The organism is Rhodococcus sp. C3V, from assembly GCF_029269915.1.
GTDB lineage: Bacteria > Actinomycetota > Actinomycetes > Mycobacteriales > Mycobacteriaceae > Rhodococcus_F > Rhodococcus_F qingshengii.
On the sequence record NZ_JARJBE010000007.1, the window covers coordinates 1 to 18,661 of the forward strand.

The 18,661-nt window shown below is 63.8% G+C and carries 18 protein-coding genes and 1 tRNA gene; 2 read left to right on the forward strand and 17 right to left on the reverse strand.

Annotated elements, in window-relative coordinates; genetic code table 11:
• Positions 1-295: 295 nt before the first annotated feature.
• The 8 genes from P3G66_RS18530 to P3G66_RS18565 form a co-directional block, all read right to left on the reverse strand.
• Positions 296-493: a hypothetical protein gene (locus P3G66_RS18530; RefSeq protein ID WP_003946112.1), complete on the reverse strand. Its 198-nt coding sequence runs from the start codon at positions 491-493 to the stop codon at positions 296-298.
• Between the two features lie 152 nt (positions 494-645).
• Positions 646-1,068, reverse strand: a complete 423-nt coding sequence (locus P3G66_RS18535) for a DUF2752 domain-containing protein (RefSeq protein ID WP_276116982.1) — start codon at positions 1,066-1,068, stop codon at positions 646-648.
• A gap of 30 nt (positions 1,069-1,098) precedes the next feature.
• The gene (locus P3G66_RS18540; protein ID WP_042446733.1) at positions 1,099-1,668 is read right to left on the reverse strand and encodes an RDD family protein; all 570 of its coding nucleotides are present in this window, start codon (positions 1,666-1,668) and stop codon (positions 1,099-1,101) included.
• A gap of 121 nt (positions 1,669-1,789) precedes the next feature.
• Positions 1,790-1,862, reverse strand: a tRNA-Thr gene (locus P3G66_RS18545).
• 30 nt (positions 1,863-1,892) lie between these two features.
• Positions 1,893-3,122: a DNA polymerase III subunit delta' gene (locus P3G66_RS18550; RefSeq protein ID WP_019746652.1), complete on the reverse strand. Its 1,230-nt coding sequence runs from the start codon at positions 3,120-3,122 to the stop codon at positions 1,893-1,895.
• A 33-nt stretch (positions 3,123-3,155) separates the two neighbouring features.
• On the reverse strand, positions 3,156-6,092 hold the full coding sequence (gene topA / locus P3G66_RS18555) for a type I DNA topoisomerase (RefSeq protein WP_003946104.1): 2,937 nt from the start codon (positions 6,090-6,092) through the stop codon (positions 3,156-3,158).
• Positions 6,093-6,284: 192 nt separating this feature from the next.
• Positions 6,285-6,869 carry a hypothetical protein gene (locus P3G66_RS18560; protein WP_003946106.1) on the reverse strand — a complete coding sequence of 195 codons (585 nt, stop codon included), beginning with the start codon at positions 6,867-6,869 and terminating at the stop codon, positions 6,285-6,287.
• A gap of 183 nt (positions 6,870-7,052) precedes the next feature.
• Positions 7,053-7,256, reverse strand: a complete 204-nt coding sequence (locus P3G66_RS18565; RefSeq protein WP_003946117.1) for a cold-shock protein — start codon at positions 7,254-7,256, stop codon at positions 7,053-7,055.
• 456 nt (positions 7,257-7,712) lie between these two features.
• Between P3G66_RS18565 and P3G66_RS18570 the strand changes: the two genes are divergently transcribed.
• Positions 7,713-10,001: a DEAD/DEAH box helicase gene (locus tag P3G66_RS18570; protein WP_276117031.1), complete on the forward strand. Its 2,289-nt coding sequence runs from the start codon at positions 7,713-7,715 to the stop codon at positions 9,999-10,001.
• Here P3G66_RS18570 and P3G66_RS18575 read toward each other — a convergent pair.
• The 7 genes from P3G66_RS18575 to ssd form a co-directional block, all read right to left on the reverse strand.
• Positions 9,994-10,344, reverse strand: a complete 351-nt coding sequence (locus P3G66_RS18575) for an Rv3654c family TadE-like protein (protein WP_007732450.1) — start codon at positions 10,342-10,344, stop codon at positions 9,994-9,996. The two genes, P3G66_RS18570 and P3G66_RS18575, sit on opposite strands and share 8 nt — an antisense overlap.
• Complete coding sequence (locus P3G66_RS18580; RefSeq protein WP_047270007.1) at positions 10,341-10,700, reverse strand: TadE family type IV pilus minor pilin; 360 nt, start codon at positions 10,698-10,700, stop codon at positions 10,341-10,343. The genes P3G66_RS18575 and P3G66_RS18580 overlap by 4 nt, the downstream gene beginning before the upstream one ends.
• A complete protein-coding gene (locus tag P3G66_RS18585; protein WP_007732448.1) occupies positions 10,700-10,903 on the reverse strand; it encodes a DUF4244 domain-containing protein in 204 nt (67 codons plus the stop codon). Before P3G66_RS18585 ends, P3G66_RS18580 begins: the two co-directional genes overlap by 1 nt.
• A gap of 65 nt (positions 10,904-10,968) precedes the next feature.
• Positions 10,969-11,553 carry a type II secretion system F family protein gene (locus P3G66_RS18590; RefSeq protein ID WP_007732447.1) on the reverse strand — a complete coding sequence of 195 codons (585 nt, stop codon included), beginning with the start codon at positions 11,551-11,553 and terminating at the stop codon, positions 10,969-10,971.
• A complete protein-coding gene (locus P3G66_RS18595) occupies positions 11,550-12,338 on the reverse strand; it encodes a type II secretion system F family protein (protein WP_050655292.1) in 789 nt (262 codons plus the stop codon). The genes P3G66_RS18590 and P3G66_RS18595 overlap by 4 nt, the downstream gene beginning before the upstream one ends.
• Positions 12,335-13,516, reverse strand: coding sequence for a TadA family conjugal transfer-associated ATPase (locus P3G66_RS18600; RefSeq protein ID WP_276116983.1), 1,182 nt, complete (start codon positions 13,514-13,516; stop codon positions 12,335-12,337). The genes P3G66_RS18595 and P3G66_RS18600 overlap by 4 nt, the downstream gene beginning before the upstream one ends.
• Positions 13,513-14,607 carry a septum site-determining protein Ssd gene (ssd, locus tag P3G66_RS18605; RefSeq protein WP_003946126.1) on the reverse strand — a complete coding sequence of 365 codons (1,095 nt, stop codon included), beginning with the start codon at positions 14,605-14,607 and terminating at the stop codon, positions 13,513-13,515. The genes P3G66_RS18600 and ssd overlap by 4 nt, the downstream gene beginning before the upstream one ends.
• A 312-nt stretch (positions 14,608-14,919) precedes the next feature.
• Here ssd and P3G66_RS18610 point away from each other — a divergent pair, with 312 nt between their 5' ends.
• The gene (locus tag P3G66_RS18610) at positions 14,920-15,738 is read left to right on the forward strand and encodes an HAD-IB family hydrolase (RefSeq protein WP_276116984.1); all 819 of its coding nucleotides are present in this window, start codon (positions 14,920-14,922) and stop codon (positions 15,736-15,738) included.
• 391 nt (positions 15,739-16,129) lie between these two features.
• On the opposite strand, the gene P3G66_RS18615 is transcribed toward P3G66_RS18610, so the two are convergent.
• The gene (locus P3G66_RS18615) at positions 16,130-16,879 is read right to left on the reverse strand and encodes a hypothetical protein (RefSeq protein WP_003946100.1); all 750 of its coding nucleotides are present in this window, start codon (positions 16,877-16,879) and stop codon (positions 16,130-16,132) included.
• Positions 16,880-16,935: 56 nt separating this feature from the next.
• On the reverse strand, positions 16,936-18,660 hold the full coding sequence (locus P3G66_RS18620) for an ABC transporter ATP-binding protein (protein WP_087503825.1): 1,725 nt from the start codon (positions 18,658-18,660) through the stop codon (positions 16,936-16,938).
• Position 18,661 lies beyond the last annotated feature (1 nt).

Consider the following 18,661-nt stretch of genomic DNA (forward strand, 5'->3'; position numbering starts at 1 on the left):
ACTGACATTCATCGACACACTGTTGAGTTCTCAAAGAACACGCACACACCATCACCACGACCCTATGGCCGCCGCTCCGGGGCAACTTTTCCAGCCTATCCCAACCTGGACACCGGCGCAAACCGGAACCCCGTGAAGAAAAACTGGATTGTGTTCGCCAGGCACTTCGTACAACCTCGTGTCACTCACCCTCGCAGGTGGGAGTCGGTGTCCGTGTCGCTCTGACCTGGACAAAGTTACGCGAAGATCAACACAACACCAAATCGCCAGGTCAGAGCACTGCGGTCGGTAAACTTCACGGAACCCAGTACCTCTCGGCCAGTTCTTCGACGATCGGATCGCCTTCCTCGGCCTGTTCCAACGCTTCGAGATCGTCGTTGATCGAAACCAGCCGGGGATCGTCACCCTCAGCTTCCTGAATCGGGTGCCGACCGTCCTCGGCGAGTTGCCTCAGCAGCTTTTCCTTGACGCGGGCTTTCAACGAATCAGCCATACCGCCAGCATGTGCCGCTCGGGCTCAGTTGTCGAGGCCTACTCGTCGTCCTTCTTGCCGAAGACACGTCGTGCCGTCGGAATCAGGATGATCAGCGCGCCGAGCAGAACGATGAGCGAAAAAACCTGCAGTGCCATGTCGACCTCTTACCGTCACGCCGGCGCGAGCCAGCTCCCCCACGGGGTGTTTCGAACAACCGTAAATGCAACGAGAACTCCGAGCACCACGATCGTCACAGTCGGCCGAAGCACGATCATGCGATCCCGCGTGCCTTTCCAACGGCGCACTGTCCAACCGATCCACGCGATCACCAACACCGCGATAAGCGGCACGATCAAGGCATTGCTGGACACTGCGGCGCCAATATCCAGATTAGTCAGGTCATTGACCGCACGAAGGCCACCACACGCCGGGCACCACAATCCCGTCAACGCGTACATCGGACAAACGCCGTAACTACCCGCGCTGTGGGGATCACGGAAGTGGAGTACCGCGGCGGCCGTCACGGCCACTGCAGCAACACCGACAGGTGCGGCCAGCGAGCGTCGTCGACTTGCGACCGCTTCCAACTCCATGGCACCCACTGTAAGAGACCTCGGCAGCGACTAGCGCGCGCGAACGACTACCGACCGGACCACCATGTCGTGCCAGCACTGGTGCTTCGAGTCCCAGAGCGGCCAGAGATAGTTGAGGAAGCAGGCGCCACCCAGGATCGCCATCATGATCCAACGAAGCAGCGCCATCACCGGGCCGAGAGGCACACCGTCGGACTCCCGAATCACCGAAATTCCCAGCCACTTCTTGCCGAGCGTCTGTCCGGTGTTCCCTTGCCTGAAGACGAGATTCCACACCTCGATCAAGAAGATCGCCAGTATGCCGACGACCATGACGATCACCCCGACCGGATTACCGCCTTCAGCGCTCACGCTGCCGTCGTCGTATGTGGTCACTTCGGATCCGGAGAACGCGATCACTGCTCCGATGCCCGCGAGGATGACGCCGGGGAGCGGAATGACAAAGCCGTCGAGGATTGACGCAAACACCCGAGAGATCCAGCTTGCGTACGGATAGGCGGGCGTCGGCGGCTGATAACCCTGCGGCGGCATCGGCGGCATCTGCCCGTACGGCGGCTGATTCTGCGATGGTTGGCCTGGTCCCCAGTTCTGATCCGACATCGAGGTCTCTCCTGTTCAGGCACGTGTTCGCCGAACTCAGGATAAACCGCACATACGCAAGAATTGGGAACTAACGACAAGAGCCCCACATCCGGATTTCCGGGTGTGGGGCTCTTGGCTGAGCTGCCTGAGAGAATCGAACTCTCGACCTTTTCATTACGAGTGAAATGCTCTACCGACTGAGCTAAGGCAGCGTGCCTTTCGGCGGTGGCGAGTCTATCTGGTCAACCCCCGGATCGCGAAAACGGGGGTCGGAAAGCGGCTCCGATGGAGGCAACCATCGCATCGAGCGCCCACTGCAACTTGACGTTGAAGTCGACGGCCTCGCGGCATTCGAGCACCGCTTCGATGCACTTGAGCAACCCCTCCGGGGACGTTCGTGCAGCCAACTCGGCGGCCTGCCGAGCCATGTCGGGATGGGTCGCCGTCGACGTCGACCCCAGCGAATAGGAAAGCGCGTCCCGGTACATGCCGGCCAGGTCGATCAGCGTCCGGTCGAGAAGATCGCGGCGGGCCCGGGTGTCGCGCGATTTCTGGCGCGCTTCGAGGTCCTTGATCAGACCAGCCGATCCGCGCAGAGTCCCGGCTGTTCCCTTGCCGGTTCCACCACCACCCAAGGAAACCTTGAGCTCCTCGAGCTCCTGTTCCTTGAGTTCGGCGTAGAACGCCTTGGTGTCAGCCTCGATCGACTTCACCAAGTTCTCTGCGGCCTTGTACGCCGTCGAAGCCCCGATCGCGTCGGCAGCTAGTCGAAGCGAACGCTGACGCTCGTCGCGCGCGCTCTCGTCGGTGGCGAGACGCCGAGCCCGGCCGACATGTCCGCCGCTGATCGATGCGGCGATTCTCGCCCGTTCCGGATCCAGCCCGTCGCGGTCGATCAGTACCTGGGCGATCGATTCGACGGACGGCGTCACCAACGGCATGTGCCTACACCGCGATCGGAGGGTGACAGACATGTCTTCCGGATCGGTCGTCGGCGCGCAGAGCAGGATGACCGTGCGGTCCGGCGGCTCCTCGACAACCTTCAGGAGGGCGTTGGCTGCGCCTTCGGTCAAACGATCGGCATCCTCGACCACGATGACCTGCCACCGCCCCGTCGTCGGCCGACGCGAAGCGATGTTGACTATCTCGCGCATGCCTTTGACGCTGATGCTCAGGCCGTCGGGGATGATCCGTCGTACGTCACCGTGGGTTCCACCCATCGTCGTCGTACATGCATGACACTCACCGCACCCTGGTGCACCGTCGGAGGTGCATTGCAGGGCAGCGGCGAAGCAGAGAGCAGCCACCGAACGACCAGAGCCGGGTGGCCCGGTGAAGAGCCACGCGTGGGTCATCTCCGAGCCGCTGGAATCTCCACGAGCCGACAGTGCAGCATCACGCAGGCTCTGCTCGACGTCGTGCTGACCCACCAGCCGACCGAACACACCTCGTTCGGCCACTTCAGTACTCATGCAAAAACCCTAACCGTCGGCACCGACGAAGCCTTACGAGTCCTTCTTCGCCGGAGCCTTCTTGGCGGCGGCCTTCTTTGCCGGGGCCTTCTTTGCGGCTGTTTTCTTGGCAGCGGCCTTCTTTGCCGGAGCCTTCTTGGCTGCTGCCTTCTTCTTGACCGGGCCGCGCGCACGACGATCAGCCAGCAACTCCGATGCACGAGCATCGGAAATGGATTCGACGTCGTCGTCCTTGCGAAGGCTGGCGTTGGTCTCGCCGTCGGTGACGTACGGACCGAAACGGCCGTCCTTGATCACCATCGGCTTCTCACTGACCGGATCGACGCCCAACTCACGCAACGGAGGCGTTGCCGACGCCTGACGCCCACGACGCTTCGGCTCGGCGTAGATCTTGAGCGCCTCGTCGAGCGTGACGGTGAACATCTGCTCTTCGTTGGCGAGCGAGCGTGAGTCCGTGCCCTTCTTCAGGTACGGACCGTAACGGCCGTTCTGCGCGGTGATCTCTTCCTTCGATTCGGGGTCGACACCCACGACGCGCGGAAGCGACAGCAGGCGCAGCGCATCTTCCAAGGTGATCGTCGCCAAGTCCATGGACTTGAGCAGCGATCCGGTCCGAGGCTTGGGGCCTGCGACCTTCTTGGCAGCCTTCTTCGCAGGCGCCTTCTTGGCCGCGGCCTTTTTCACCGCAGTCTTGGTGCTGCCCGAGCTGATTTCTTCCGGCTCGGGAGCGGTGACGGGAACGATGTCCGGTTCCGGCTCGGCCGGCGGTTCGGGCAGGATCTCGGTCACGTAGGGACCGAAGCGGCCTTCCTTCGCGACGATCTCGTGGCCCGTCAGTGGGTCGACGCCCAGCTTGCGGCCCTCTTGAGGTGTCGAGAACAACTTCTCGGCGTACTCGGGAGTGAGCTCGTCCGGTGGCAGGTCATCGGGAAGATTTGCCCGCTGCGAGATCAGATCGCCTTCGGGATCGTCCGGATTCTGAACCATGCGCTCGAGATACGGCCCGAACCGGCCGACGCGCACGTGAACCTCGCGACCCTCGGCGTCGTCGAACAGTCGGATGGAGTTGACCTCGCGAGCGTCGATCTCCTCGAGATTGACACCGACCATCTTCTTCAGCCCGCCCTCGCGGGCGACCGAACCTTCAGCGCCTGTCTCGCCGCCGAAGTAGAAGCTGCTCAGCCAGTTGCCACGCTGCTCACGGCCACCGGCGATCGCGTCGAGATCGTCTTCCATTCCTGCCGTGAAATCGAAGTCGACCAGCCGGCCGAAGTGCACCTCGAGCAGCCCGATGACGGCAAACGCCACCCAGGACGGAACCAGCGCGCTGCCACGTTTGTAGACGTATCCGCGATCGAGGATGGTCTTGATGATCGACGAGTAGGTCGAAGGACGGCCGATGCCGAGTTCTTCGAGCGTCTTGATCAGGCTGGCTTCTGTGTAGCGAGCGGGCGGGTTGGTGCTGTGCCCGTCCGGATCGAGCTTGGTGGCCGTGACTTCCTGACCCTTGACCAGCACCGGAAGCCTGGATTCGGCGTCGTCGGACTGACCGCCGGCCTCTTCGTCGACGCTCTCGACGTAAGCCTTGAGGAAGCCGGCGAACACGATGGTGCGACCCGAAGCGGAGAACGTGCAGTCCTCGCCGGTGCCTGCCGTGCCGGAGATGCGAAGCGTCAACGTCGTACCGCGGGCGTCGGCCATCTGCGAAGCGACGGTCCGCTGCCAGATCAGTTCGTACAGCTTGAACTCGTCGGAATCGAGCTTGGAGTGCAGCTGACCCGGGGTCTGGAACACGTCGCCGGCGGGGCGGATCGCCTCGTGGGCTTCCTGCGCGTTCTTGACCTTGCGGGTGTACTGACGCGGCGTCGGATGCACGTATTCCGGACCGTACAACTCGGTGGCCTGCGCACGAGCGGCAGCGATCGCCGACTCCGAGAGAGTCGTCGAGTCGGTACGCATGTAGGTGATGTAGCCGTTTTCGTACAGACGCTGTGCGATGCGCATTGCACGCTCGGACGTGAAACGAAGTTTGCGTCCGGCTTCCTGCTGGAGCGTCGACGTCATGAACGGCGGGTAAGGCTTGCGGGTGTACGGCTTGTCCTCGGCGGAGGAAACCGTGAGGTCGACGCCCTGCAATGCTTCCGCGAGACGACGCGCGTACGCCTCGTCGAGCACAGTGACCGCGCTGCCCTTGAGCTTTCCGTCAGCTCCGAAATCACGGCCGGAGGCGACACGCGAACCGTCGACGGAGACCAGGCGAGCACCGAAACTACGCGGGCTGGCCTCTGCACCGGCGTCGAGCGTCGCGGAAATGTCCCAGTACGACGCCGACTTGAACGCCATGCGCTCGCGTTCACGCTGGACGATGACGCGAGTGGCCACCGATTGGACGCGGCCGGCCGAGAGCTTCGGCATGACCTTCTTCCAGAGAACCGGGCTGACCTCGTAACCGTAGAGACGGTCGAGGATGCGGCGGGTTTCCTGAGCATCGACGAGGTCGGTGTCGAGTTCGCGGGTGTCTTCGGCAGCAGCACGGATTGCCGGCTCGGTGATCTCGTGGAAGACCATTCGACGAACCGGAATCTTGGGCTTGAGGGTCTCGAGGAGATGCCAGGCGATTGCCTCGCCCTCGCGGTCGGGGTCAGTTGCGAGGAAGAGCTCGTCGGCGTCCTTCAACAGAGACTTGAGTTCGGCGACCTTGCCCTTCTTTTCCGGGCTCACGACATAGAGCGGCTCGAAGTCGTGATCGACGTTGACGCCGAGACGGGCCCAGGACTCGCCCTTGTACTTGGCCGGGACGTCCGCTGCGCCGCGCGGGAGGTCGCGAATGTGACCGACCGATGCCTCGACGACGTAGTCCTTACCGAGGTAGGGAGCGATTTTGCGCGCCTTGGTCGGTGACTCGACGATCACGAGGCGACGAGGGTTACCGGACGCTCCCTGACCGCTGCCGTTGTCCGCTTTAGCCACCTGCTGCCCGAGCCTTCCTTTGGACGTTCACTGCCGTCGGCAGATCTTCAGAACTAGACGTGTGGAGCAAGTTATACCCCGTGTCTCTCTTTACAGAGTGACATACCCGCAAGACATTCGTGCAGATCAGTACAGTATGGGCTCCGTCGGACACGCGGCATCAGCACCGGCGGACACGCGGCATCAGCACTGTCAGACGTGTGGCCAGGCGACAGAGGTGTCGACGTGTTTCGGCGCCTCACCGAGGTATTCGACGAGCTTTGTCAGTCTCTTCTTTCCCGACACACGGAGCCCCGGGCCCGGTGTCCGGTTACCCAGTTGAGTCGGCGCGATACCAACCCGCATCAAGGCCTGAGCCAGCGGTGCATGCGTCTCCTTGGCATGAGGGTCGAGGCCGAACACGAATCGCTCGCCGCCTTCTTCGAGCCTGCCGGCCGCGACGGCCCACACCCGGAGTTGGCGGGAGTTCGGTACCCAACCGACCGGCACCGCCTTCACAGCTCCCTTGGTCCACTGCACGGACAGCGGAAGGAGTGCGGGCGTCGACTGAGTGCGGACCAATGGGCTGCCTTCTTCACTACGCGTCACCTCGGCCCCGAGTCCGCACTGCGCGATCAACTCGGCAACGGCCTGCGCTCTCCAGTCCCGATCCACGACGATCGAGATCCGGGCACGGTCCTCCGAGGTCACGACCTGACCCGGTCCGGCCAGCATTCCGGCGAGGTCCGTCACGGCAGGTGGAATCGACTCGGCAGAGAAAAAGGACAGTTGGCTCACAGAGTGAAACGTAAGCCACGAAGGTACTGACGGCATAGACGACCGGCCGTGGTCGGACAGCTGCGTGCATTACCTCGGACAGAGAAAGACTGGCTCAGCCCGAAAAGATTTGTCCCCCACCGCACGGATGCGATGGGGGACAAATACTGTCCGAACTAATCGCTCAGCGAGTGAGCGGAAAAATCAGACCGCGCGAACGCCGGTAGCCTGGGGACCCTTGGTGCCCTGGCCGACCTCGAACTCCACACGCTGGTTCTCCTCGAGGGTACGGAAGCCGTTGCCCTGAATTTCGGAGTAGTGAACGAAGACGTCTGCGGAACCGTCTTCGGGAGCGATGAAGCCGAAGCCCTTTTCAGCGTTGAACCACTTCACAGTGCCCTGTGCCATGCTTTTCCTTCTCTTTCTAACACCGGATTCGGTGAACAGCCCTTACAGTCCACCGGGCCGGTTCCGACCGCTGTACGTCTTTATTTCCCCCTCAGGAAAGGCAGAGCACCGCGCCCGCAACAACGATCCTGCGAGCGTGCACTTTCTCAAGCCTACGAACACAGAAGCTGCGACCGATTGTCAGTCAACCATGTTCTCCGCGTGCACAACAGTCGAAAAGGGAACTAAAAACGTTAAAAGTTCGCTACGAGAAAAACAGCCCACGATCGTGGTTTCCCGCGCGCGCGCCGAGCACCCGGTTCCACCAAGACCGCCGACCGTTGCGTATCATCAAAACTGCAGGTAGCGACAGTTTCCGATTGCCGCCACACCCCAACGCCGAGCCCGGAGAGTCACGTGAACGCACCTTCCCCGATCCCCGCCCCGGGAGGGAAGCCTGGCGAGACCTACGGGCAGATGCTGCTCGATCGGGTCGTCGCCGGGGTCAGTGGAAGCGAAAAACCACTGATGTTCACCGCGCAGTTACCTGCTCGCGTAGCCGAGTTCACCGAATGGCCGGAGTGGGTGCACCCCAGCGTCGTACGTGCGCTCGCCGAGCACAGCGTGCGGTCCCCGTGGATCCACCAGAGTGAGGCCGCCGACCTCGCTTACGCCGGAAAACACGTGGTCGTGGCCACCGGTACGGCGTCGGGTAAGTCACTGGCGTACCAACTCCCGGTGCTGACGGCCATGGCGACCGATCCGCTCGCAACTGCCCTGTACCTCTCCCCCACCAAAGCGCTGGGCTCGGATCAACTGCGAGCAGTGCTGTCCCTCACCGACTTCGACGTCGAACTTCGCAGCACGAACGCCAGTGCGTACGACGGCGACACCTCTCAGGAACTCCGCACTTGGGCACGTGAGAACTCACGCTGGCTCTTCACCAACCCCGACATGATCCACATTTCTCTGCTCAGAACCCATCAGCGATGGGCACACTTCTTCCGCAACCTGAAATACGTGATCATCGACGAATGCCACTCCTACAGGGGAGTCTTCGGATCCAACGTCGCGCTCGTGATCCGGCGATTACGCAGAATTGCAGCCCGTTACGGCGCCGAACCCACCTTCATTCTGGCCAGCGCGACCACAGCAGATCCCGGCGCGGCGGCCTCGCGGCTCATAGGCGCACACTGCACCGAGGTCACGGAAGACGGATCGCCGCACGGCCCACGCACCGTCGCACTGTGGGAACCACCGCTACTGGAGGCATTGACCGGCGAAAACGGTAGCCCGGTACGACGTCCCGCGGGCGCGGAAGCCGCGCGGATCATGGCCGACCTCATGATCGAAGGCGCCCGCACTCTCACCTTCGTCCGCTCCCGCCGCGGCGCCGAGCTGACCGCGATGGCCACCAAACGTCTACTCGCCGAGGTGGACCCGGACCTCGCCGAGCGAGTCGCGTCGTATCGCGCCGGATATCTGGCCGAGGACCGTCGCGAACTGGAAGCTGCGCTCGCCGACGGCACGCTGCTGGGCGCAGCCACCACCAACGCGCTGGAGCTCGGCGTCGACATCGCAGGCCTCGACGCCGTTGTCGTGGCAGGCTTCCCGGGGACCGTTGCCTCGTTCTGGCAGCAGGCCGGTCGCTCCGGGCGACGCGGTGAGGGTTCACTCGTCGTGTTGATCGCCCGCGACGATCCACTCGACACCTACCTCGTTCACCATCCGTCAGCGGTACTCGACAAACCCGTCGAGGCGACGGTGACAGATCCCGGAAATCCGTACGTCCTGGGACCACAACTTCTCTGCGCTGCAATGGAACTCCCACTTTCCGATGCCGAGGTGGACGCGTTCGGGGCTCTCGAGGTTCTGACCAGGCTGTCGGAGGAAGGCAAGATCCGGCGCCGAAAGCACGGATGGTTCGTCACCGCCGATTCGAACCCCCACGGCTCTTTGGAGATTCGCGGCGGCATCGGAACTCAGGTGGCCATTGTCGACGGGGAATCCGGCCGGATGCTGGGCACTGTCGACGCGGGCCGCGCTCCGGCCACAGTTCATCCCGGCGCCGTGCACATCCATCAAGGCGAGACCTACGTCGTCGACGAACTGGACCTCGACGTCGGACTCGCATTGGTACACACCGAGAATCCGGACTGGACCACCTCGGCCCGCGAGACCACCGAAATCACGATCACCGAACAACTCGAGCACAAGAACTACGGCGACATCGCCGTCGCTCTCGTCCAGGTCGAGGTGACACATCAAATCGTCGGATACCTACGACGGTTGACTTCGGGTGAAGTCCTCGACTCGATCGAACTCGACATGCCCGCACACACTTTGCCCACCAGGGCAGTGATGTACACGGTCACGCCGGAACTCCTCGAATCCATCGGGGTCCCGCCCGAACGGTTCCCCGGATCACTGCATGCCGCCGAACATGCCGCAATCGGCCTGCTGCCACTGGTGGCGATCTGCGACCGCGGAGACATCGGCGGAGTGTCCACCGCGATGCACGCGGACACCGGACTCCCGACCGTCTTCGTCTACGACGGTCATGCCGGCGGCGCCGGGTTCGCCGACCGAGGGCACAGCGAACTGTCCCGATGGCTCACCGCGACGCGCGACGCCATACTGTCCTGCGAATGCGCTCACGGTTGCCCGTCCTGCGTCTATTCACCCAAGTGCGGCAACGGAAACGACCCACTCGACAAAGACGGCGCGGTCAAGGTTCTGACCGCCGTCATCGACACCATCAGCTGACCGGACCCGCACGCGCGTAAGCCTGCGCATCCCCGATCCCGAAGCCCGACAACAACACCGGTGCGCGTATCTCGACCAATACATCCCAACCCTGCACCTCGCACTCCTCGAGCACCGTGCGCATCCGCTCCGCGATCACCGCGGACATCTCACACGCCGACTCGTCGCCGCCGTCCAAGGCGCCCGCACCGCCGAGAGCCGAAAGATCAGCGGCCGACTGAGCCGTGTGCCGAGCCACCACTGCGGAACCGACATGCAGCATCCCGCCGGTCACCATAACGATCGCCGCCAGAACGCAGCACGCCAGAACCGTGGCAACACCTTCGTCGTCACGTAGGTTCACCCCTCCTCCACTCCCGACTCCACTGCTGCCACCGCCTCGGAAGAAATGTCGACCAACGGCAGCAACGCACTCTCGGCGCTGACAACGGCAACGGCAAAACCGTCCACGATCTCCACCGAGATCGACGCATCTTCGGGTGCGATCCGGCGGGCCGTGGCGACCGCAGACTCACGATCACCACGTGCCACCAACCGCGCGGCCTCACGAGCGGCGTCGACACACCGAACCTGCATCGACACCGCCAGGACTCCACCGACACACAGCACGACCACCGTGACGATCGAAGCCAGAGCAATCGCGGCCTCCACCGTCACGGCGCCGTCGTCGGCTTGCCGAATACCTCTCGTGGACAACATCACACAGCTGTCTTGAGCGCCTTGTCGATGATGCCTGTCAGCGCCGAGACAATGGAGTCGCCAGTGACAACCGTGTACAGGACGGCACCGAATGCGGCAGCCGCAATCGTGCCGATCGCATACTCCGCGGTGGACATGCCGTCGTCCTCGGCAACCAACAGCGCAAATCTGGCCGACACCGTCCTCAACGTCTTCGAAATCATTTCTCCCCCTTCAATCGAAACCTGTGGCAGCACTTCTGCCGCAGGAGCTTTCACTCGGATCCGGCTCACAGCAGGCCGTTACCGAGCACAGTCGTGGCAAGCCCGATCACCACCGGGACGATGCCCAAGGCGATGAACGCCGGCAGGAAACACAGCCCGAGTGGACCGCTGATCAGCACTCCCGCGCGTTCGGCTGCGGCAGCAGCAAGATCCTCGGCGTCACCTCGACTGCGCTCGGCGAGTTCGGCCATGGATGAGGACAGCGACGAACCCGAACGGGCGGAACGCCGAGCCATTCTGGCGAGCGCCTCGGTATCGGGATCGAGAGCGGCTTCGCTCCACGCGGCGTCGGGATCGGCACCGAGCGCCAGAAGGTCGGCGACGCGACGAAGCGAGTCGGCCATCGGTTTCGGCGCCGTCGACGCCATCGCTGTGATCGCGGCGGAGACGGGAAGCCCCGCTCGTAGGCAGGCCCCGAGAAGGTCGAGACTTGCGGCAACTGCGAGTGGATCCGGCTTGTCCGGGACTGGAACCGAATCTTCTGTTGTTGTGTCCGCGAAGAGAATTTCTGCCGCCCTGGCCGAAGCACCGCGACGAGCGGGAATGATCGCGAACGCCAACGCCATCATCGCCACGGATGCCCAACTCACGACGTGACCTTCGCAGTTATCCGGTCGGTCCAGAGCAGACCAGCTGAGACACAAGCGGTTCCGATCACCAGGAGCACGCCGCCGAGCCCACCTCCGAACAGCACGCGCAGCGGCGAAGCACCCATCAATTGCCCGAGACCGATCCCCAACAGCGGGAGAAAGGCCAACACCGCAGCGGTCGCCCGAGCGCCCGCCAACCCGGCCTCGGTACGCTGACGAAAGCGTCTACGTCCCAACATGTCCGTCCGGACGGCGCCGAGTAGTTCCGCCAGTGCCAGCCCGTGTTGGTCGGCGACCCGCCAGACGGATCCGATGCGGGAGAACTCACGCTCGATGCACGAATCCGGTACCGCGAAGGCCGCTGCGGCAGAACCACCGAGACGCGCCCTGGCCCCAGCGGAACGGAATACGGCACTCACTTCTCCGGTACATTCCTCGCCTGCAACAGAACTGGCCGCTGCAGGATGCGCGCCGACGCTCAGCTCGGCGATCAGCACCTCCAGACCGGAGAGCAGCATCTTCTGTGAGAGGTCCCGGGTTTCGGCTGCATTCGCGCGTCGGCCACGGAGGATCAGGGTCCCGGCGAGGACGACAGCCGCGCACCCTGCCGGAAGACCTCCGAGGATCCACGCGGCCGAAATCGCGAGAAATGCGGCGACGAACTGCCACGGAATCTGCTGGGAGGGCTTGCGGACACTCGGGGTGTAGGTAGCGAGCCGAGCACGTGAATCCCGCACCGGCGCAATCGAGACCGCCAACGCGAAGGCCAAGAGGGAAACCGTCACGTCCCGACCTCCCGATTGCGAAGCCGGAACATCCGCTCGAGCCGCTCACGACCCGAACCGCCGTCCGGCCACGCCTGCATGATTCGTACATACCCGTCCGCACCGCGGTCGATGACACCGATCTGTTCGAGACGCCTCGATCCGTCAGCCAATCTGTGCACGTGCAGGATCACTTGAACTGCCGCGGCAAGTTGACTGTGCAACGCGTGGCGATCCATCCCGCCGAGCGCCGCCAACGCCTCGAGTCTGGCCGGCACCTCTTCTGGCGAATTGGCGTGAACGGTGCCGGCGCCGCCGTCGTGGCCGGTGTTCATCGCCGTGAGCAGATCCGTCACCTCTGCGCCGCGGACCTCACCGACGACGATGCGATCGGGACGCATTCGTAGTGCCTGCCGAACCAGATCGCGCACCGTCACCTCTCCGACTCCCTCGACGTTGGGAGCTCTGGCGACGAGGCGGACGACGTGCGGATGCGGCGGCGCCAGTTCGGCCGCGTCCTCGACGCAGACGATTCGCTCGCGCGGGTCGACGGCACCGAGCATCGCGGACAACAACGTGGTCTTTCCCGCGCCAGTTCCGCCGATCACCAGAAAAGCCAAGCGACAAGAAATGATGCGATTGAGGAGTTCGCGCGCGTCCGGTTCCACGGCGCCGTGGGCGGACAGCGCGTCGAGACCCTGGGTCGCGGGCCGCAACACTCGCAGTGACACGCAGGTTCCACCCTGGGCCACGGGTTCGAGTACGGCATGAAGTCGTACCCCGAAGTGCCCGTCGCCGACGCCCCGCAGGCGGCCGTCGACCCACGGTTGGGCGTCGTCGAGGCGTCGACCTGCCGACAGTGCCAACCGCTGCGCCAGTCGACGCACGGCTGCCTCGTCGGTGAACCGGACCCCCGACCTTTCGAGGCCGACCCCGCGGTCCACCCAGACCTGATCCGGCGCGGTCACCAGTACATCGGCGACCCCGGGTTCGTGCAGTAGAGGTTCGAGCGGCCCCGCGCCTGTCAGTTCCGTCTGGAGCACCCTGACGACCTCCAACAGATCCGTGTCCGCCAGAACGCCCGAGGACTCAGCTCGCACGGCATCGGCAACGGTGGCCGCCGTCGGCTCGCCGACCGACGACGCCGTCAATCGCTCGCGAACTCGGTCGAGCAGTTCGGCCGTGACCAACGCACTCATGCGGCAGCCCTGCGCGGGCGTGCGCCGGATTCGACGGCGTCGAGTACCGCTGTTGCCGCCACACTCAACGGACAACCGCGGGTCAATTCGAGGCCACCACGCTCGAGCATCGGCGCCAGCGATCGGTGGCCGCGCATCACGGCCGTCAGGGGCAGGCCGAGCATGTCTGCCACATCGGCGCCGCGTAGGCCTCCCGGTGCCGGCCCACGCACGACGAGACCGACGTTGGAGTTGTGTCGCACCACCCAGGCTCCGACCTTCTCGGCCGCGACGCATGCGGCCACGGTGGCCGGAACCACCACGAGCACCGAATCCGACATCTCCAACACGGCCTGACCTACCTCGCTGGGATGACGTGGCACGTCGCAGACCACGAGTCCGCCGGAACTGCGACCTGCGTCCAGCACGGCGCGAACGGCGGTCACTGTCGGACCGTCGATCTCCCGGCGACTGCTCGCCAGAACCCTCAGAAACTTTCCCTTCGCCGGCAGTGCATCGCGCAGCGCATCCGGGGACAACCGCCCGCCCTCGACGGTCAGTGCACCCCAACGTAATCCGGGAGCAGTCTCGATACCCAACAGCACGTCGGCGCCGGAACCGAGTGCGTCGACGTCCACCAACAGCGTCGGGACGTGACGTGCCGCCGACGTCAACGCGACAGCCGCAGCAGTTGCCGAGGCTCCGCCGCCGCCACAACCACCCACCACGCTCACGACGGTGCCGTCACCACTGACGTCTACGTGATCGGCCAGAACTGCGACCAGCGCGTTCTCTTCCTCGGGCAAGGACAGAACGCTGTCGGCTCCGATCGCGGTGGCGCTCTTCCAATCGTCGACGGTCGGTGTGCCGTCGCATACGAGGAACACTCGCGTTCGCTTGGGGGAACGAGCCAGAGCATCTCGCGCCGCCGACGCGTCCAGTACCACCGCCGAGGCCCGGTTCCACTGTTGCCGGGACACGGGATGTTCGGCCTCGTCCAGCCGGCGGTCCACCGCGGCAGCGACGCGTCGCACGCTCGCGAGGATTTTCGCGTCGTCGACGAGAACCAGAATGGGAGCCCCGGTTTCCTGAGAGCTGATCGTCGTGTTCATGACTGCAGAGCCTGAACGAGCACCGGCACCGAAAACAGTGGGCCGAACAACCCTGTGGACAACTGGGAGGTTGGGGAGAAACAGGCCTGAGACAGAGGACGACCCCCGCCAATGGGGGGAGGAGGCGGGGGCCGTCTGAGTTCAGCCCCGGGGGGTCGGGCTGAACTAGTTCGAACGAATCGAACAGCAACGATCTTACACCCGCCATCGGCGAGAAATGCAAGCCTGAGCTGCACTGAACTGCTGTTTTTCGCCGAAAGAGGACGCTTGCCGAAGAGCACACGAACCGCCTGTCGGACTATCCTCAATCCTGTGACCGACAAGCCTGCGAACGGACTGAATACCGGGCGGACAGCCGCTTTCTTCGATTTGGACAAAACGATCATCGCGAAGTCGAGCACCCTGGCGTTCAGCAAGCCATTCTTCGCACAGGGTCTGATCAATCGACGCTCGGTTCTCAAGAGCAGCTATGCGCAATTCCTGTTTCTACTGTCCGGCGCCGATCACGATCAGATGGAGCGCATGCGCGAGCATCTGACGGCGATGTGTGCGGGCTGGGACGTGGAACAGGTGAAGGCCGTCGTCGCGGAGACTCTGCACGACATCGTCGATCCACTCGTCTTCGCCGAGGCGGCCGATCTGATCGCAGATCACAAGCTGCGTGGACACGACGTCATCGTCGTGTCTGCTTCGGGTGAAGAGATCGTCGCACCGATCGCCCGCGCCCTCGGCGCCACCCATTCCGTCGCGACGTCGATGAGGGAGGAAGACGGCCACTACACCGGCGAGGTGGACTTCTACTGCTACGGCCCCGGCAAGGTCGAAGCCATGGAAAAACTCGCCGCGGAGTGCGGTTACGACCTCGCCGCCAGTTACGCCTACTCCGACTCGGTGACGGATTTACCCATGCTCGAGGCTGTCGGACATCCGACCGCAGTCAACCCCGATCGAGCGTTGCGCAAGGAAGCAGCCGTAAACGGTTGGCCCATACTGACTTTCTCGAATCCGGTCTCACTTCGTGCCCGATTGTCGGCCCAGTCCACGACCACGGTGGCCACTACCGCTGCGGTGGGAATCGCAGCTCTGGTGGCCGGCGCCATGACCTTCGGGCTACTGCGCCGGAAACGCTGAAATCCAAGGCCCACAAACAAAAATTGGTACTTGCTGTGAGCCCGGACACAGGGTACAAAGGAGTTACGGAAGAACGGAAGGCCAGGAACGGCTCGGAAGAGAAGGACCGTTTCCCCAACCGAAATTCCTAGCACGGGCACTAGGGCACCCACGCGGAGCACAAGCCACTATAAGGGCAGAAGCGTTGTGGGCCTGCGAGATTCGTTCAATTTGAGCGAGGACCCCGCACAGGTTGCGGGGACGACCTCAGAAAGCGCGATCCCTCGCCGAGGCCACCCACACAACCCACCGAGCACGCTTGGTAACGAGTAGTCCGTGCTGACGGGCGGCGAAGTCGATTTATCGGCAGCGCCGCCCGTTCGTTATGTTCCGACAGGCGCAATTTGCCGGACTATCCGGTAGCGGCGTCGGCAATCGAAGTCGCCTCTCGCGCACCGGCTTCGAGAGCACCACAGCACAGAATCACCCAGCTGCCGACGCCCGCCGGATTTCCCGAAGCGAATCCTGCCGCGCCGTCCGTGTACGCCTGTGGCCGCCGAAGCCAACTGACCTCGGGGACCCCGAGATTGTGCGGATCCAGTCCCGACGAGACCGCAACCAGACGCGAGGCCGCGCGGGCGACGATGCCGTCAGCGGTGCCGAACGGGCTCAGCGCCAAGAGTTCTCCGTGTACGACGGCCGCCAGAACAGGTGCCGGTGCACTGGTTCCGCCTGTAACGAGTTGGGCGAGAGCGTCCAACCGCTCCCCCACTCCGCGATCCGACCGTGGCCGCCCCAGTTGATCTGCGTCCTCGACGAGATCCGCCGCGGCCAACAGGTGCAGCCGGGCCAGAGCCTGAAGTGGGGCGCGCTTCCACGTCGACTCCATGAGCGGAAGGCTGTCGCCGTCGAGAGCCTGAGCCACGCGCAGAGCACCCGCGAGAATCGGATCACCGGCCATGCCCTCGGTCGGCAATTCGGTGGTGCCACCGGCGAGCGATGCGGAAGCGCGCGCGGCACGAACCGCGGCTTCGGCGGCAGTGGTGGGCCAACCGCGACGGTTGGTCTTGTGCCGATGAACCTCACCCAGAGCATCGCGCGCATGATCGGCGGCGGCGCGTACGCCTGGAAGATCGACGAGGGGCTGCAAGGGGTCCGTCACGATCAACGACGGTACCCTTGCAGCCCCTCTGCGGACTTGCCTACCTACCTGTTGCGTCAGCTTCCCAGCTTGATGGACCCACCGGGAATCGCGTCGAGCAACTTGCGGGTGTAGTCCTGTTGCGGATTACCGAACACGTCGTCGATCGGTGCCGATTCGACGATCGAGCCACGCGACATCACCAACACGTTGTCCGCGATCTGACGAACCACGGCCAGGTCGTGCGTGATGAAGAGGTACGTCAACCCGAACTCTGCCTGCAGGTCGTTGAGCAGGGTCAAGATCTGATCCTGCACGAGCACGTCGAGAGCGGAGACCGCCTCGTCGCAGATCACGACCTCCGGTTGCAGTGCCAACGCTCGCGCAATTGCGACGCGCTGACGCTGTCCGCCGGAGAGCTCGTTCGGGAACCGTCGCATGACCGACTGGGGCAGACCGACCTTGTCGAGAAGTTCGCGGACGCGAGCCTCCCGTTCGGCTTTGGTCCCGACCTTGTGGGTACGCAGCGGCTCTTCGATCGTGCGGTAGATCGAGTACATCGGGTCGAGCGTGCCGTAAGGGTTCTGGAAGATCGGCTGCACTCGACGACGGAACGCAAATGTTTCCTTCGCACCGAGTTTCGACACGTCCTGACCGTCGAAGACCACGTTGCCTGCAGTGGGCTCGAGCAGACCGAGGACCATCTGTGCGACCGTCGACTTACCGGAACCCGATTCGCCGACGATTGCAGTCGTGGTTCCGCGGCGGACCTTGAAGGACACGTCGTTCACGGCTGTGAAGTCGGTGGTCTTGCGGAAACCCTTGCGCAGCTTGAACACCTTGGTCAGATGATCGACGACAAGAACGTCGTCGGTCACCTTGCCGAACGACTCTGCCGCACTTTCCTCGGCCTTGACCGCTTCGGCGACCTCTTCCGCCTGTTCGCGAATCTCGGCGCGCGCCACCGACGAGCTGAGCCGCTTCGACGCCAACGACGGCGCAGCCGCGACCAGCTTCTGCGTGTACGGATGCTGCGGGCGCTTCAGAATCTCCAGTGCCGGACCGGATTCGACGATACGACCCTTGCTCATCACGATCAGATGCTCGGCGCGCTCGGCGGCCAGGCCAAGATCGTGAGTGATGAGCAGAACGGCGGTGCCGAGTTCCGTAGTCAGACCGTCGAGGTGGTCGAGGATCTGACGCTGGACGGTGACGTCGAGCGCCGACGTCGGCTCGTCCGCGATCAGGAGTTTCGGACGAGCGGACAACCCGATCGCGATGAGTGCGCGCTGACGCATACCGCCCGAGAACTCGTGCGGGTACTGCCCCAACCGGCTCTCGGCTTCGGCGAGTCCTGCCTCCTCGAGCAGTTCGGCGGCCCGAACCTTGGCTGCCTTGCCCTTGGCGATCCCGTTGGCGGCCAGTGCTTCCTCGATCTGGAAGCCCACTTTCCACACGGGATTCAGATTCGACATCGGGTCCTGCGGAACCAAACCGATCTGGCTTCCCCGGATGTGGACGAAGTCCTTCTCCGAGACCTTCGAGATGTCCTTGCCGTCGAAGATGATCTCGCCTGCCGTCACCTTGCCGGTGCCGGGAAGCAGATTGATGATCGAGTGGGCGGTGGTGGACTTACCGGAGCCCGATTCGCCGACGATCGCGACCGTCTGACCCGGGTAGACGGTCAGGCTGACGCCTCGAACTGCCGGAACCGGACCGGAATTGGACTGGAAAGACACCTCGAGATCACGAATCTCGAGCAACGGAGTTTCCTCCGAGGTGAGAGTTTCCTTGGTGGTCATC